The sequence below is a fragment of the Halopenitus malekzadehii genome (assembly GCF_900108505.1).
Taxonomy (GTDB): domain Archaea; phylum Halobacteriota; class Halobacteria; order Halobacteriales; family Haloferacaceae; genus Halopenitus; species Halopenitus malekzadehii.
The window spans coordinates 215487-230736 of the sequence record NZ_FNWU01000002.1 but is presented as its reverse complement, the minus strand read 5'-3'; the positions used below and the strand labels follow the sequence as shown (position 1 = coordinate 230736).

General features: G+C 67.4%; 14 protein-coding genes. 1 reads left to right on the top strand and 13 read right to left on the bottom strand.

Annotated elements, in window-relative coordinates:
- Positions 1–81: 81 nt before the first annotated feature.
- Positions 82–390, top strand: a complete 309-nt coding sequence (locus tag BLW38_RS06475) for a cyclin (protein WP_092816148.1) — start codon at positions 82–84, stop codon at positions 388–390.
- Positions 391–462: 72 nt separating this feature from the next.
- Here the strand turns inward: BLW38_RS06475 and BLW38_RS06470 are convergent, their stop codons facing one another.
- From BLW38_RS06470 to BLW38_RS06410, 13 genes are all read right to left on the bottom strand, one after another.
- Positions 463–957 carry a phosphopantetheine adenylyltransferase gene (locus BLW38_RS06470; RefSeq protein ID WP_092816146.1) on the bottom strand — a complete coding sequence of 165 codons (495 nt, stop codon included), beginning with the start codon at positions 955–957 and terminating at the stop codon, positions 463–465.
- 70 nt (positions 958–1027) lie between these two features.
- Positions 1028–1675 (bottom strand): winged helix-turn-helix domain-containing protein, encoded by a 648-nt coding sequence (locus BLW38_RS06465; protein WP_092816144.1) that lies wholly within the window; start codon positions 1673–1675, stop codon positions 1028–1030.
- 2 nt (positions 1676–1677) lie between these two features.
- Positions 1678–1929 carry a divalent cation tolerance protein CutA gene (gene cutA, locus BLW38_RS06460; protein WP_281241162.1) on the bottom strand — a complete coding sequence of 84 codons (252 nt, stop codon included), beginning with the start codon at positions 1927–1929 and terminating at the stop codon, positions 1678–1680.
- Positions 1930–1962: 33 nt separating this feature from the next.
- A complete protein-coding gene (locus tag BLW38_RS06455) occupies positions 1963–2172 on the bottom strand; it encodes an HEWD family protein (RefSeq protein WP_092816140.1) in 210 nt (69 codons plus the stop codon).
- Positions 2173–2239: 67 nt separating this feature from the next.
- On the bottom strand, positions 2240–2443 hold the full coding sequence (locus BLW38_RS06450; RefSeq protein ID WP_092816138.1) for a hypothetical protein: 204 nt from the start codon (positions 2441–2443) through the stop codon (positions 2240–2242).
- Between the two features lie 89 nt (positions 2444–2532).
- Positions 2533–5208 (bottom strand): COG1361 family protein, encoded by a 2676-nt coding sequence (locus tag BLW38_RS06445; protein WP_092816136.1) that lies wholly within the window; start codon positions 5206–5208, stop codon positions 2533–2535.
- Positions 5201–6184, bottom strand: a complete 984-nt coding sequence (locus BLW38_RS06440; protein WP_092816134.1) for a hypothetical protein — start codon at positions 6182–6184, stop codon at positions 5201–5203. Before BLW38_RS06440 ends, BLW38_RS06445 begins: the two co-directional genes overlap by 8 nt.
- Position 6185: 1 nt before the next feature.
- Complete coding sequence (locus BLW38_RS06435) at positions 6186–9365, bottom strand: hypothetical protein (protein WP_092816131.1); 3180 nt, start codon at positions 9363–9365, stop codon at positions 6186–6188.
- Positions 9366–10595: an FtsZ/tubulin family protein gene (locus BLW38_RS06430; protein WP_092816129.1), complete on the bottom strand. Its 1230-nt coding sequence runs from the start codon at positions 10593–10595 to the stop codon at positions 9366–9368.
- A gap of 14 nt (positions 10596–10609) precedes the next feature.
- Entirely contained in the window at positions 10610–12688 is a 2079-nt protein-coding gene (locus BLW38_RS06425) for a hypothetical protein (protein WP_092816127.1), read from the bottom strand.
- Positions 12685–13770 carry a hypothetical protein gene (locus tag BLW38_RS06420; protein WP_092816125.1) on the bottom strand — a complete coding sequence of 362 codons (1086 nt, stop codon included), beginning with the start codon at positions 13768–13770 and terminating at the stop codon, positions 12685–12687. The genes BLW38_RS06425 and BLW38_RS06420 overlap by 4 nt, the downstream gene beginning before the upstream one ends.
- Positions 13767–14024 (bottom strand): hypothetical protein, encoded by a 258-nt coding sequence (locus tag BLW38_RS06415; RefSeq protein WP_092816123.1) that lies wholly within the window; start codon positions 14022–14024, stop codon positions 13767–13769. Before BLW38_RS06415 ends, BLW38_RS06420 begins: the two co-directional genes overlap by 4 nt.
- Positions 14011–15192 carry an FtsZ/tubulin family protein gene (locus BLW38_RS06410; protein WP_092816121.1) on the bottom strand — a complete coding sequence of 394 codons (1182 nt, stop codon included), beginning with the start codon at positions 15190–15192 and terminating at the stop codon, positions 14011–14013. The genes BLW38_RS06415 and BLW38_RS06410 overlap by 14 nt, the downstream gene beginning before the upstream one ends.
- Positions 15193–15250 lie beyond the last annotated feature (58 nt).

The window sequence follows — 15250 nt, the reverse complement described above, 5'->3', positions numbered from 1 at the left end:
CACCGTGAGGTACTCGCAGGCTCCCCAAGTACCTGTCGAACCGCGGAACTATTTATATACCCGACCCCGCTAGGGGGAGGTATGTATCGAGCGAGCGACCACGTCGCCAACGAGGAGTGGATCGACCGGATCGACGAGGCGTGTGCGACACTCGACCTCGGCGACGACGTTCGATCGACGGCGGTTGACCTCTTCTTGTCGAACGTCCCCGATGCCGACCGCTCCAAGGCGACGGTCGCCGCGGCCAGTCTCTACGCCGCGGCGCTGATCCACGGGCAGGAACGTCCCCAGTCGGCAGTCGCCGACGCCATGTCGGTGACGCGGCTCAGCGTTCACACACACTGGAAGGACGTCCTCGAGGAAGCGGGGTTCACACCGCCGAGCTGGTGATGGGCTGGGAGTGGTCCGGTCGGTGCGTATCCGATGGCGGATCCGATCGCCGGTTGCTCGACGGCGGGTGGATCACTCCGGCCGCGTCGCCTCACGACCCTCGCGGTCGGGCGTGAGGGCGCCGTGTTCGTCGATCTCGCCTTTCACGATCCGGGTCGAGGAGATCCGCTCGCCGTCCTCGGCGGGCACGTGATCGACGACGACGACGTCGAGAGGATCGTGGCCGGCCTCGCGGCGTATCTCGTTGATTCGCTCGCCGCCGTCCTTCGTCTCCGGGGAGACGATCAGCGCGTCGAACTGCGGTTCGACGGCGATCCCGGTCGGTTCGGTGAGCGTTCGAATCGTGTACTCGCGCCCGTGTTCTACAGCCAGCGGCGCGAGTTCGGCCTCGAGATCGCGTTTTCGCTCCTCGAAGGGGCGTACGTACCGCTCGACGTGACGCGTCTTCGGCGCGAGCTCGTCGCTCGTCAAGCCGACCGTCACGTCGCCGAGTTCGAAAGCACGCTCGAACAGCTTCCGGTGGCCGTCGTGGATCGGATCGAACGTGCCACCTAGCGCGACGTCCATACCCGCCCGTCGCGTCGGCGCACCTTAAAAGGTCCCGAACCGTCGGCGGCGTCCCGCCGGCGCGCCTCGCTTACGTCCCGTCGGTGTCTCCCGTGGCAGTGGTGTCGTCGTCGACGTCATCGGCGGCTTCGTCGTCGCCCTCGGCTTCCGCCCCCGTCTCACCGTCGTCACCGCTCTCGACGGAGATCCGGACCGGCTCGCTCCGATCGTCGCTCGAGTCGCCACCGAGACGTCGATCGAGGTTGAAGACGGTGTTCAGCTCCGATTGCACCTGCCCGGCGACGCCGCGGACGAGATCGCTCGGGGCGATCGCCTCGTACTCGTAGGGGTTGTTGCCGGCGCCGTCGCTTTCGCGCTTCTCCCTCGTGACGGTCTCCTCCTCGTGGAGCTCGGCCACCGCCTCCCGAACGGTGCTCGGGTACAGCCCCGTCCCGTCGGCGATCTCGTCGCTGGTACTTCGGGGATGCTCCCTGAGGTACACGTAGATGCGGGCGCGCGTTTCGGTGTCGAGCACCCACGACAGCAGGTCGACGATACCCTCGTCGAACTCCTGAACCGCCTTGTCGGCACCCTCGCCGAGTTTCTCACGCGTCTTGCGGATCTCCTCGCGGGTCCTCTCTCCCGGTGCGGTATCCGTCTCCTCGTCGGTCTGGACCGCGTCATCGTCGGTCGAGTCCGTCCCGTCGTCAGCCGGAGATGTGTCGTCGTTGGGCGTCATTCTTACCTCATACTCGCCGCTGAGCGGGGAAAAGGGTTTCTCGTCGTTTCGTATGGGACGGAACTGGCCGGTACGGCGACGGCGTACGGCCCCTCGTCGTCGCCCACCCGGCCGTCGACGTCGGGCGTCTCCTCATCGGTGACGACGTCGCCGTCCCATCGGTACGTCGACCGGCACGGCACGCGGTTGACGCAGGCAGCGAGCCGTTCTGCCACCACGGTCTCGGCGATCCGCTTGGCGTGGTCCCGCGGCACGGTCACGTGGAGGATCGGCGTACGGTTGCCGTCTCAGTCGCGGCGATCGGCGGCGTCGCCGGCGTCCGCCGTGTGGTCGGCCTCATCGTCGAACGGGAGGAAGTCGCCGTTGATGTCCCATTCGTGGATGCAGAAGGTGTCGCCGGCCTCCTCGACGCGCCAGCTCTCACGATCGTCGTCCCACCGTTCGATTCGGCCGCAGTTCTCACAGACTCGTTCGTTCGGGGTTCGAAGCGCGGACATACCTGCACGAGGGACGCGCACCGCAAAAAACGTGTCTCCACCGGGTGGACCTGACGGGACCGGTTCCTCACGTCGCGTCCTCGATGACGTCGAGCCATTCCAACAGCTCCGCGAAGATGTACGGCCGCACCGCACAGACCACGCCGACGGACGCACACACTACTCCCTGGACGGGCCAGGACATCATCACGACGATGCCGACGCCGCAGATACCGACCCCGAGAAGCCGCGTCAGCGCTTTGTATACCCAAACGCGTCGTTGCGTGACCATTCGTCCCGTCGCGTACGGATGGATCCGGCTCGCGCGTACAAATTCCCGTCGCTCGCGGCGACGATCGGGGTGAAACGGCGGATCGACCGCTACAGCAGGAAGTCGCCCGCCGTCGCCTCCTGGGACTCCTGAACGAAGGTCCGCGCGTTGAGAACCTCCCGAACCACGAACAGGAGGAACACCACCGCGAACAGCAGGGTCGCGCCGTACAACGAGTACCGGAGGATCGCCAACTCGGTCCCGATTTCGTTGCGCGTCCCCGCGACCGCCTCCGCCTCGCCGGTCGCGCCGGCCTCGCGGAACGCGGATTCGGCCGCTTCGAGGTCTCCGGAAACGCTCGCCGCGTGCGCGGTGACCTCGTCGATCCGTGCCGGGTTCAACACAAGCGGCTGGCCCAGAACCGTCAGCGTGGCGTTGTCGGCGAAGGCCCGGTGGTCGTTCATCGCCGTCGTTCGATGGTCGACGCCGGTCGAAACCTGCTGCTGATACTCCGCGAAGCTCGATTCGGCGGTCGATTCGTACTCGTCTGCCTGGTCGCCGTTGCCGCGCTGTCTGGCCAGCTCGGCCAGGTTGTCGCTCGCGAAGTGTCGTTCGAGCGCGGTTGCCTCCCCGTCCTCGAGCACTGATTCGTAGTGGGACCGCTGTTCGTCGACGATCGACGCGACCGGGTCCTCGGTGGCCGACACCGACGTCTCGAGCGCGTCCGACGTCTCCTGGTCCTCGATGTTCGAGGCGTACTGGGCGACCATGTTCCGGGCGATGATCGCGCTTATCACCTCACGCTGGGCGGCCTCGTAGTTGCCCTCCGACTGGAACTGTTGGGCCGATTCGACGGAGTCGATCAGCACGACGGTGCTTTGCCCGACCGTCAGCGTCCGCTGGATGTCCCCGTTCGAGAAGGATTCGCCTTCCTGGAGACGGGTCTCCATCGACCGCAGTGCCCCGGTCGTCGACTCCGCGGTCGTCGCCTGCCACCCGCCAGCGCTCGCCTGCTCCCCGAGGTCGCCGATGATCGCCTCCGGCGAGAGAAGTCTGGCGACCGCCGTCACCTCGATGGTCTCCGCCTCGATGCCGTCCGCGGAGACGCGATAGCGCCAGGTGTACTCCTGATACGCCTCGGCATCGGTGTCGAACTGGAGGCTATAGACGAGCGGTCCCGTCTCGCCGGCGTCGATGTCGCTGGGCGGCTCCTGGTTCACCGTCAGCCATCGGTCGGGCCCGGAGACCCGCTCGAGTTCGACGTTCGAGAGGTCGTTGTACCCGAGCGCCTCGCCGACGTCGATCGTCCGCGTCCGCTGTTCGGTGATCGTCACCTCGCCGAAGGCGACGTTCGACTCGCCGACCGCGAGGTCGGTACCGTGTTGGACCTCGATCTCGCGCGTGATCGTCTCGGTGCCCGCGTCGCCGGCATCGACCCGCACCTGGAGGGTGTAGGTCCCCTCCGGCGTGTCCGGATCGGCGGCCAGTTGCACCGTCGCCTCCCCGGTTCCGCCGCCCGGAACGGCGCCCGGGACGTCGGTCACGCTCGCCTCGATCCGCGAGTCGCTCACCGACGCGTCAACCGACTGGACGTCCATCTCGAGGTCGCCGCCGTTCTCGAACTCGACGGTCGCGTCGGTCTGCTGGGTGGAGACCGTGCGCGGCTCGTCGAACTCGAAGGTGCGCATCGGAACGCGCACGTCCGCGAGCGTCGCCGGATAGATCACCCGTGCCTCGAAGGTGACGGACGTGGCCGGGCTGTCGGGATCCGTCCCCGAGATGTCCGTCGTGAACCGGAGCGTCTCGTGTTGTCGGGCGTCCGAATCCGCGGTGATCCGAACCGCGGCCGTGTCCGACCCGCCGGCGCTCGTCGAGAAGCCGCTGGTGTCGAAGGCGATGGATCCGTCCGCATCCGACCCGCCCGACACCTCGAGGCCGTCGAGGCCGGTGAACCCGCCCTGTTCGGTGACCCGGAACTCCGCCGTCGAACTCGACCCCACCAGCACGTCGCCGACGTCGACCGTGCTGCCCGCGACGCCCGCGACCGGCGGCGTGCTCACGTCGACGTCGAAGCTGAAGTCGCCGCCGGACGTGCCGAGGTTGTCCTGCACCGTGCCGGACACCCGTGTCGTCCCCGTCGGCGCATCCCGATCGACGGTCACCTGGAGGTCGATCGTTCCCTCCCGGTTGCCGTCGATCCGCGACGGCATTCGGTCGGCGCTCACGGAGATCCCTTGTGGCGTGTCGAACGCGACGTCCTCCGGGACCATCGCGCCGTTCCCGGTGTTCGGGACGTCAAGCGACACGCTCTGGGTCTGTGAACCGCTACTCGTGAAGACGACCTCGACGGGCGCATCGTCGACCTGAACGCTCCCGAACCGAGGTTCCGCCTCGTCAACGGTTAGATCTAGGGACTCCGTCGTCGCGGTGCTGCCGTCGTCGTAGTATAGGCTGGCGGATTCGCTGTACGTCCCCTCGGACGCGCTCTGGTCGGCAGTCGCTCTGTAGGAGACGCGGTAGGTCTGGCCCGCCTGCACGGTCATCGGGAGCCGATCGTCGAACGTGAATGAGACGTCGCCGGTCGACGGCTCATCCGCACTCGTGATCGTCCCGTTCTGTGGGGCCGTGAACGTGAACTGCATCGTCGTCGATTCCGACCCGCTGTCGATCGCCGCGTCGATCGTGACGCTGCCGGAGGCCGCCCCGACGGGCATCGAGAGCCCGACGAGCACCGACAGGGCAACGGCCATCACCGCGAGCCGTCGCACCCCGATCGCCTCAGGCATCGTCCACCTCCAGGGGGGTCACGATATCGTCGAGGGCGCTCGTGTGGAGGTCGCGTGCCCAGATCGATAGCCGCCAGATCACGCCGGCGGCGACGGCGATGAAGACGCCGGCATACAGGAACGCGAGGATGGCGCTTGCGACGCCCGTGGACACCATCGCGGTGAAGGCCCGACTCTCGATCGCCGCGGCCTCGCTCGTGTCCCCGTCGAGTCCGTGTTCATCGGCGATCGCGGCGGCCTCGGTGGCGTCTCCGTGGGCGCTCATCGCCGCCGTGTACTCGGAGATCGCGCCGAAGGGACCGGAGAGGACGTAGTCGGTCGGGCCCTCACAGGCCGCGCCACAGCCCTCGAGGTAGGTGTTCGCGTCGCCGACGAGCTCGTCGTGACGGTTCATGTCGCTCTCGTACTCCGCGAGGAGCTGGTCGCGTTCCAGCTGGGCGTCGGCGAACCGTTCCGACTCCCCGGCGCCGTCGAAGGCGCGAACCGACGCGTTGAGGAGCTCGAGCCGCCGTGGGGTCGATTCGGCCGCCTGCGCCTGCTCGTAGAGAGTTTCTCCCTGGGTCGCGTAGAACCGTTCGAGCGCGACCGTCCCCAGACCGGCGTACTCCTCCCCACCGGCGTCCAAGAGCTGGTTCAGGTGTGACTGCGCTTCCGTGGCGTGGTCGACGCTCTCGATCGGGTTCTCATCGGCGTCCGCGTACGCCTCTTGGAACGCGAGGATCGCGTTCAGAAGGTGATGCATCCTCGTATCCATCGACGAATCGAACTCCGCGGCCGTCTGTAACTCGACGACCGCCTGGCTCCGTGCCAGGTCGAGTTCGGTGTATTCGGTCAGTGCCTCCGCGTTCCGGAGGTCGTTCAGTTGCGTGAGATACTCGCCTGCGGACCCGTGGTCCGCCGAGGCCCCCGTGACCGCGAGCGAGGACAACGCAAGCAGCGATACGCCGATAACGATGAGGGATCGTCGCGTCACCATATTAGAACACCGTCTCCTCCAGTCGGTCCACGAGTTCGGGGTGATCGAACACGCGTTGCACGGCGTCGAGCATCCACGCCGACACCACGAACTGGACCCGCGTTTCGGTCCGGGTGTCGCCGGGCGTACTCGACAGATGGTCCTTGATCCGGTCGTACTGCTCTCGGACCGGCGAGACCGTCGAGACCTCCCCGCGCCGCTCGCTCAGGACCGCCTCGGTCTCCTCGAGCCGGTCGGCCGTCCGCCCACGGTGGTCGGCCCGATCGGCCGCCACTACCGTGACCAGCTCCTCGAGCATCGCCGTCCGCTGGTCGCTCCCGCGGGAGGCGCCCGTTCCCCCGCCGGAACGCCCTCGTCGATCGTCGGACCGGCCTCCACCCCGGCGCCCGGACGAGGACCGCTGCCCGGATCCCCCGGATCGCCGATCGTCTCCGGACGTCGTCAGGACCGCGGGATCGCCCTCCCAGCGGACGCGCTCGTTGCGCAGGGAGGAACACGCGCCGAACAGGTCGACGTTCTGTTTCGTCGTCATCGCGTCGCGGGTGTACTCGATCGCGTCCGCGACCGCCGCAAGGACGGCCTCGGTCACCTCGTCGGGATCGACGCCGTGTTCGACGAACAGCAGTCCTTGGTCGGGGAACGTCGCGAGGAGATCCAGCGCCGCGGTGAGCACGCTTCCGTAGTAATACGGGATCGCGCCGTCGCGGTTCGACCGGGTGAGGTCGGCGATCTCCTCGTTGAGCTCGTCGATCCGCGCTTGATACGGCGCGAGATCGAAGTCGAACGCGCCGTCGATCGAGACGCGGCGCTGCTCGTCCGCCACCACCTCGACGGTCTCCTCGTCCACGTCGACGATCGCGTCCGAGTCGAACGACGCCGTGACCCGGTACTCCCCGATCACGAGGTCGTCGATCGTCACCGACCCATCGTCGTCGCTTCGCGCCTCCGTGCCGCCGTCGTTGGCGCGCGGGAACTCCCCGACCGGTTGAACCGACACGGGAACGTTGCCCGCCGACTGCCCGTCGATGCCCGTCTCGACGACGATCGTCCCCGTCTTCGGCTCCAACCCGATCGACTGCTGGAGTCCCGACTCGGTTGACTCGTAGCGATCGTGTTCGACCTCCAGCGTCACGGACTCAGGGTCGACCGACGGCGGCAGCTCGAGGGTCGTCGTCCCGTCGCCGTCGGTCCGCAGGTCGTCGCCGTCCACGTCGGTGGTGATGACGTCCTCCGGCGCCCGGCACCGGATCTCCGCGCCCGCGATGCGTTCGTCCTCGTCGCGGGCGCTATGCACGGTGACCGTCCCCTGCTGGGGCGGCACCTGGACCCGGATCGACTCCTGGCCGCGCGGGAGCGTCGTACCCGTGTCGCTCCCCTCGACGCGCACGTAGTACTGTTGCTCCGGAACGTCCACCTCCCCGCTCCCGGCAACCCGTTTCTGTTGCGGGTTCATCGTGTTCGCCATCCCGCCGGTCGGCTCGAAGACGACGGTTCGCGTCGTGTCGACGGGGTCGCCGCTCGCGTCGACGAGATCGACGTCGACGGTCTGGATGCCCATTCCGCCGCCGGCTCCCGATTGACCGCGGCCGCCGGATCCACCGGGACCGTCCGATCCGCCCGAGGAGGTCAGTTTGAAGACCCCGATCCCGCCGATGACGACCACGAGGAGGAACCCGAGAATGGCCTGCCCGATCGTCGATCCGATGACGGTACCGACGATCCCCACGATCCCGCCCGCGCCGCCGATGCCGCCGGTCAGGGGTTCGACGCCGGTGTCCTCGTCCGCTGATCCGTCGACGATCGAGGCGACGGCGGTCTCGTCCTCCTCAGTGACGATCAACAGGGTATGTCCCGTTCCGGTGAGCCGGTAGCCGGTCTCGGGGACGACGAGCGTTTCGTTGTCGACGTCGACCGGAACGTCCTCGAGGAGGCGCGGCTCGCCCGACCGGTTCTCCCAGGAGACGTAGACGTCGACGGTCGGCGTGGCGTTCTCGTCGTCATTCGTGTCGAGCGCGACCGTGTCGCTTAGCCCATCGACGACGACGGTGGAGGCGTTCGTCACTCTCGCCTCGAGGACCGACCCCGAGATCGTGGTCGTCCCCGATCCGACCGTTCCGCCGGCTCCCTGTATCTCGACTTCCACTTCGGATCCGGGCGCGCCGAGCACCAGGCCCTCGGAGGAAAACCGGAGTTCACCGCCGGCCTCGGCGGTAATGCTTCGCGTCGTGATCGGGGACCGGTCACCGATCGTTCCCTCGATCGTGACCACGTACTCGCTCCCGTTGGCGATCTGCGGATGGGCGACGACCACGTCACCGGCGTCGAGACGTACCTGCGGATTGTTCGTGATGTCGTCCACCGCGATCGTCGTCGGAGATCCGACACGCGGGGCATCTTCGTGGTCCGCGGCCCCGATCTCGATGTCCTCGCCCGTTCCGATCAGGGTCTCGAACCCGGAGCTGCGGACGAACCGGAGCCGATCGGGGTCAGCATCACTTGCTGGATCGATCCGTTCGGCGTAGACATCGGCCTCCTCACCGCCTGCCGAGAGCGTGAACCGCAGGTTCCCCTGCAGCCCGATCGACTGCTCGATCGGCACGGTGAGCTGGTTCTGGCCGTCGAAAGTGGCGCCGTCGCCCGTGAGGTCGACGTACCACAATGTGCCCGTTCCATCGCCGAGTGATTCCCCGTCACTGGTCCGCGAGACCGTCACCGTCGCGTCCGAGAGGTCGTCGAAGGACCCTTGGGTGAGATCGACCTCGTAGATGTAGGTGCCGTTCGACTCGGACCCGTCGAGGTTCTCGTAGGGGTCCTCATCCGCGACGACGACGTCGATCCCGGTCTCGTTCTCGCTCTCGAAGGCGTCGGTGGAGACCTCGATCTCGAGCGTCGGTCCATCGAGTGTGAACGAGAGGTTCGAGTTCCGTGCCGTGCTGTTCGTCTCGACGTTCCGTGCCGCCGATCCGGCGGCACCGAGATCGATCGCCGTCGCCGTCGTCGGCGTTCGATCGTCGACGGCCATACTCCCGCGTGCGTCGACGGCGGATCCGCCATCCGCGCCGCCGGCGGCGTCGCTACCGCCCGCATCGAGGGCGGCCCCCGCGACCGGCGCGACCGAGAGCGCGACCAGCAGCAGGAGAGTGAACGCGACCGCGTCGATGCGTGTCCGGGTCCGGCTCATTCACTCCTCCAGGAACCTGATGTACTCGTCGAGGTTCTCTTCGATCCGGGTCATCTGGTCGGCGGCGATCGACGCGTTGCCGAGCCGGCGGCCGCGTTCGAGCCGCGTCTTGTGCGTCTCGAAGGCGTCCCAGGAGCGGTCCAACAGCGGCTCGAGATCGAAGCCGCCCAGCAGCAACAAGACGTCGACCTTGTCGCGGGCGCCGTCGGTGATGGAGACCGTCGACATCCCCGGCGCGTCGATCCCCCGATCCCGCTTCCAGGACTCGAAGGCGGAGTTGACCGCGTTCTCGCTGAACTCCTCGTCGCTGGCCAGCCCACGGGGCGCCCGGACGATCGCAAACGCCGTCTTCGTCGTCGAGACGTCCATCGGGACGAAGGCGTTCTCCGCGGCCTTCTCGAACATGTACTCGAGGTCGTAGACGTTCGCGTTCATGTCCGTCGCGATGGCCGGCGTGAAGTGGTACGCGCCGATCTGTGAGGGAACGCTCACGTAGTCCTGGACGTCGATCACGCCCTGGGTCTCCCGGCCCGCGCTGATCATCAGGTCGAACGCCTCGATCAGCCGCTCGTTGACGATGTCGTTCGGATGGCCGTGTGGATCATCGTCGCCGTTGCCCATCTGGGCGATGTGGGTGTTCGCGCCGAGGAGGACCATGTCCGCGTTCTGTGTCCCGTCCGGCATTCGCAGGAGGCGGGAGAGCCCACAGACCGCGTTGAACTGTTGTTGGGGCGGTTCGTCCTCGTAGGGCCACACGCCGATCGCCGCGTGGATGACGTCCTCCATCCAGGGCTCGTAGGCATCGCTGTCGCTCCCGTTTTTGAACGTTCGGATCGTGTAGGGGATCGACCCGTTTCCGGTGCCGCCGCCGAGCGTCGCCATATGCATGAACGCGTCCGCGGTCGGCACCACGCCGCGGATCGAGCGAATGATCTCGTCGATGCTCTCCTCGGCGAGCCGCTCGCCGTCGGCGAAGACGTTGCCGGCCCCTTCGTCGCTGCCGAAGACCATCGCGTGGTCGCCGAGCGAATCCGAGTCGCCGAGGGTGTTCTCGAGGCGGTCGATCGTGTTCCGGATGTCCGTCCGGTTCGTGTTCATGACGAGGATCCGGTCCTCGACGCCGGGGTTCTCCCGGCGGCTGAAGAACTGTGAGGCGATGCGACCGCCTCCCTCGCCGGATGCGATGACTGCCCAGCGCGTGTACGTGTCGGTTCGTTGGGTGTGGGACATGTTCGATGGTGGAGTTAGGATAGCTTCGTCACTTCGGTTTCATCACACTCGATTGCCGACGCGACCGGCGATTCCTGGAGGGTGTCGACGATCAGGTCGTCCGAGGCCGGCACCGCGAGATACCGGTTGCGAATCTGTGTATACGGGATCGACTCCCCCTCCGAGAGGTTGTGTCGGACGATGTTCGCGAGCCGGTTTCCGAACTGCTCGCCGTCGTAGACCAGGACGTCGCCGTCGACGCGCGTGGCGGTCAGTCCCTCCTCCTCGGCCCACAGCGCGAGCAGACACGGCAGGAAGTCGTCGCTCATCGGGAAGTCCATCGCCGTCGAGAGGTACTCCGTCTCGTTGAACTCCGACTCGAACAGGTCCCTGGCGTCCGGGAGTGCGTCACGAGCGTCGTCCTCGATCCCCGAACAGACCTCCTCGCGGAGCGCGACCTCGGCGATCGTCGCCTCCAGCTCCAGGTCGTCGTCGACGACGACCTCGCGCTCGACGGTCCCGTACCCCTCCTCGTCGGTCGTCACCGTGAGGTCGTACTCCCCGTAGGGAACCTCCTCGAAGGTGACGACGTCGAGCAGGTGGGTCTCGATCGTCCGTGATTCCTCGAGGGATCCACCGACGAGGGAGACGTCGATCCGTCGTTCCGGCCCTCCCTCGTCGAAGCCGGCCTGGACGGTGACGTCGTAGGCTTCGCCGAAGTCCTCGGCCACGAGCGCCGGCGCCGAGGGATCGTACGTGGCGTTCTCGTGGAGATCCGCGTACAACTCGAAGAACGCGGCCGCCTGTTTGACGGGGACGTCGGACGCCCCGACGCGGCCGGTGGCACGCAGCGTCTCCGTGATGTTGTCCTCGACGGTTCCGTACGCCTCCGCGACGGCCGCCTCGTCCTCGACGGCGTCGATCGCCGCCGAGAGCTCGCCGGCGGCGTTGAGCCAGATCGACCGGTACGCATCGAGGTCGTCCGCGGCCCGCAGATCGCTTACGTACGACTCGTCGGCCGCCGACTGGTACTCGTAGTAGTCGTCGGGGACGTCCGCGTCCGCAAGGGTTCGCAGATGGTCGTCCAGTTCCGTGCTCATCGTGTCGATCATCTCGGTGCAGATCGAGCGTGTGTCGGCGGTGAGTTCACGGATGCGCGCCATATCGAGCGCGGAGTCGACCGTTTCGAGCTCCTCGTGGACGTCCTCGAGATCGTCGAGAAGGGCCGGCGAGACGTAGTCGGTCACGACCGACGACCCGGCGGTGTCGACGAACGATTCGAGGCCCGACCGCTCGCTCTCGAAGTCCGTCGAGAGGTCCTGTTCGAGCGCATCACGCGCATCGAGCAGCGCATCGGCCACGGCGTGGTACTCGCCCGCCTCGAGGGCGTCATCGGCCCGGCCGACACCCCGATCGATCGGGTCGAGGGGGGCGTCGGTCGCCTCGGCGATCGCGTCAAGCTCGGCGGCCGCGTCGTCGATCGCCGCGTCCATCGCCGCCTCGGCGCCGTCGAGCGCATCGAGCAGCGCCGTGAACGACTCCCCGTCGGGGGACTGGGGCTCCTCGACGCGGTCGATCAATCCGGCGTCCTGGAGGCGGCGCTGTGCGTCCACGCAGTCGTCGAGCGTTCCGCCGACGTGCGTGCGTGCCGAGTCCGCGATCTCCGAGCGCAGTTCGGAGACGCGCCCCTCGATCCGCTCGAGATCGCGGACGTCGCCGGTTCCGGTCACCTCGAACCGGTTCGTCGCCCGGTCGAACTCGACGCCCGCCTCCGCGAGCTCGTCAAGCAGGTAGGAGACGTCCTCCTCGATCGGGTCGGTGTCCCACGTCGACAGCTCTCCGGCGAGCTGCTCGTAGTCCCGAAGCAGGGTTCGGACGTCCTCGCCGACGCGTTGAGCCTTCCCCTCGAAGTACTGCGTCGTCCCGCCGCCGCCGGTCGGCTGTGACTGCCGCGCGTAGACGACGGCGGCGCCGATCACGACCGCCGGGATCCCGACGATCAGGGCATAAAAGCCGGTTTGCGAGCCGAAATACCAGAAGATCCCCAACCCGAGGATCGTCGTCACCAACACGATGCCACCGATCTGTAGCGTGTATCGAACGTTGTTCTTCATAAGAGCACCTCGAGGAGCGTCGATCCGAGGAGGATCGACGAGAGGAGTCCCGCGATCACGCCGAGGACGGCGATCGCGAACGCCTTCTTCAGGTCGCCCCAGCCGTATCCCACGTTGCTGCGGCGGCGACGTTCCCGGCGGATCGACTGGAGGTCGCGGCTGGCTATCCAGCTTCCGATGCCGCCGCCGATGCCGCCGAAGACCACGAACGAACCGAGGAGGACCCCGATGGCGGTCAGTCGGGCCGTCCGCGCTTCGGCGGCGGCAGCAGCCAGATACGCATCCACCGACTCCTCGAACGCCACAAGCGCCCGGTCGTGGTGGTCCTGGTGGGCCAGGTATCCGTCAGCCGCTCCGGGCGTTCCGTTTCGAGCGGAGGCGAAGAGCGCGACCGAGAGCGTTTCCCCGGTCTCGTTGAGCCGGCTCCGCGTGGTGGCGAGCTCCGTGGCAGTGACGTCGGCGCTCAGCGGCGCGGAGGAGTTCGCCGCGCGTTCGAGGGTGGATCGGTTCTCCGCGACCACCGTCAGCGACCGGTTGTACGCGGCCAGCTCATCCGCCACCGGACCGGACGAATCACCCGTCCCGCCGGCGTACCGGATCGTCACCGGGTCCTCGAGGTACGACAGCGTCGACTCGCTCGCGGTCACGATCCGTAGCGTCGGGCCGGCCGCTTCCGGGTTGTTCCCCGCGATCGCAGTCGTAAGGTCGGTCTCGACGTCGACGTCGGCCGTCCGAACGGTGTAGTAGCTGTCCCCGCCGTCACCCCGCTCCAGGAAGTCCGTGTCGGCGAGATTCCAGGCGCTGTCGGGTGGTTGGGCCGTGGTCTCGTCGCAGAAGACGAGTCGCGCCTCCGTGTCCGGATAGAGTTCGACGGCTCCCTCCGTCCCCGGACCGAACACGTCCCCGTTCTCGAGCAGGAGCAGCAGCGAGAACTGACTGCTTGCCGCCTCGCTCGAACACGCCGCGTTCGCGTCCTGGTAGCCGGCGGCTGCGGCACCCGAGGCGACGCCGCCGACGGCCACCGCCACGACGAGCCAGCAGGCGACGAGGCCGGTGAGGACCCGCGATCGTCCCGGCGTCATCGATCCGTCACCTCCTGATCGTAGGCACGAAGCGCGCCGATCACGGACCCGGCGGCGAGTCCGAATCCGGCGCCGACGCCGACCAGTAGCGGCAACTGCTCCGTCAGCGCGACGGCAGCCCTCGCCGCCGCCAGTCGTGAGGCCGGGTCACTCCCGGCCGTGATCGGAACGAACAGCAGGATCGCGACGACGGCGGCGCTGACGAGGGCGACGCCGATGGCGATCCGATGGGCGGGAGCGTCAGGCCGCTTCATACGTTTCGGCGATCTCCTCGATCTCCCGTATTCGGTTGAGGTCGGTTCGCTCGAACGTGTACACCGTCGTACACGAGACGAGGTTGCGGCTCGTCGGCACCATTCCGAGGTTCACCTCCGAACAGTGCTCGTTCAGCCGGCGGCGGACCTCCGAGATCTCGATCTGGTACTCGGGGTCGGCGATGTACTGCCGCGGCGCGCGGACGTGGCCGATCGCCTTCTTCGCGTCCCCGAAGGAGACGTCGTCGACGCTCTGTTTGGCCTGTGCGAGATACGCGAGTTCGGCGGCGTCGACCTGTTGGTCGCCGATGAGCGGGAGGAAGTATCCCGGCAGCGATTTCGTCATCTCGATCGACCGGCCGATCGTCCCGTACCCCGGTTCACCGTCGGGGCCGGCACCGAACGACAACGAGGTGACGATGTCCTGGATGTCGATGATCGGCGCGTCGATCTCGTCGTACTCCCCGGGGTCGATCCGCTCAACGACCGGCCCCGAGACCAGGTCGACGACCGACCCGGCGACGTACTCGTTGTACTCGGCGAAGCGTCCCTCGGCGGCGTCCTCATAGCCAAGCCGTTGGTTGTCGACCAACATGATCCCGTCGACGGTCTCCTCGAGTCGATCGAGCCCGTAGACCGCGTTCGAGGCCTGTCGGCCGGCGCTCACCGTCTCGTCGTCCTCGGAGGCGTCGACGTGAACCGACTCCTGTGTGTTCGGCAGGACGGCGACGGCGATCACCTTGACGTCGCCGGCCGCGTATCGGCGGATCGCGTCCACGACGTGTGGGGCGATCCCACACCCAGTTCCGCCGCCGAGGCCGAGGAAGACGAACGCGAAGGGAACGTTCCCGTCCTCGCCGAACCGGTTCTCGAGCATCGGAACGAGCTGCTGGCCGTGCCGTTCCATCACGTCGTTCGCGCGTCGCGGTCGCCGCCCGAACCCACCGGTAACGACCTCCTCGAACCCCGCCTGGGTTCCGGGAACGAGCCCGTCGGTCTCCGAGACGCCGATCCACTCGTCGTCATCGATGTGCGAGAGGTTCTCGAGATCGCGCACCGTCGAGTTCAACGCCAGCGGTGCCGCTTCGATGCGGATGCCCTCGTGGGCGAACACCTCGTCCACCAGAGCGCTGCCCGCCTGTCCCGTACCCACGAATAGATACACCATACCCGAAAGTCAGATAATACGTCTGGCAACTCCCACATATATCTTCCGAGTGACCGAG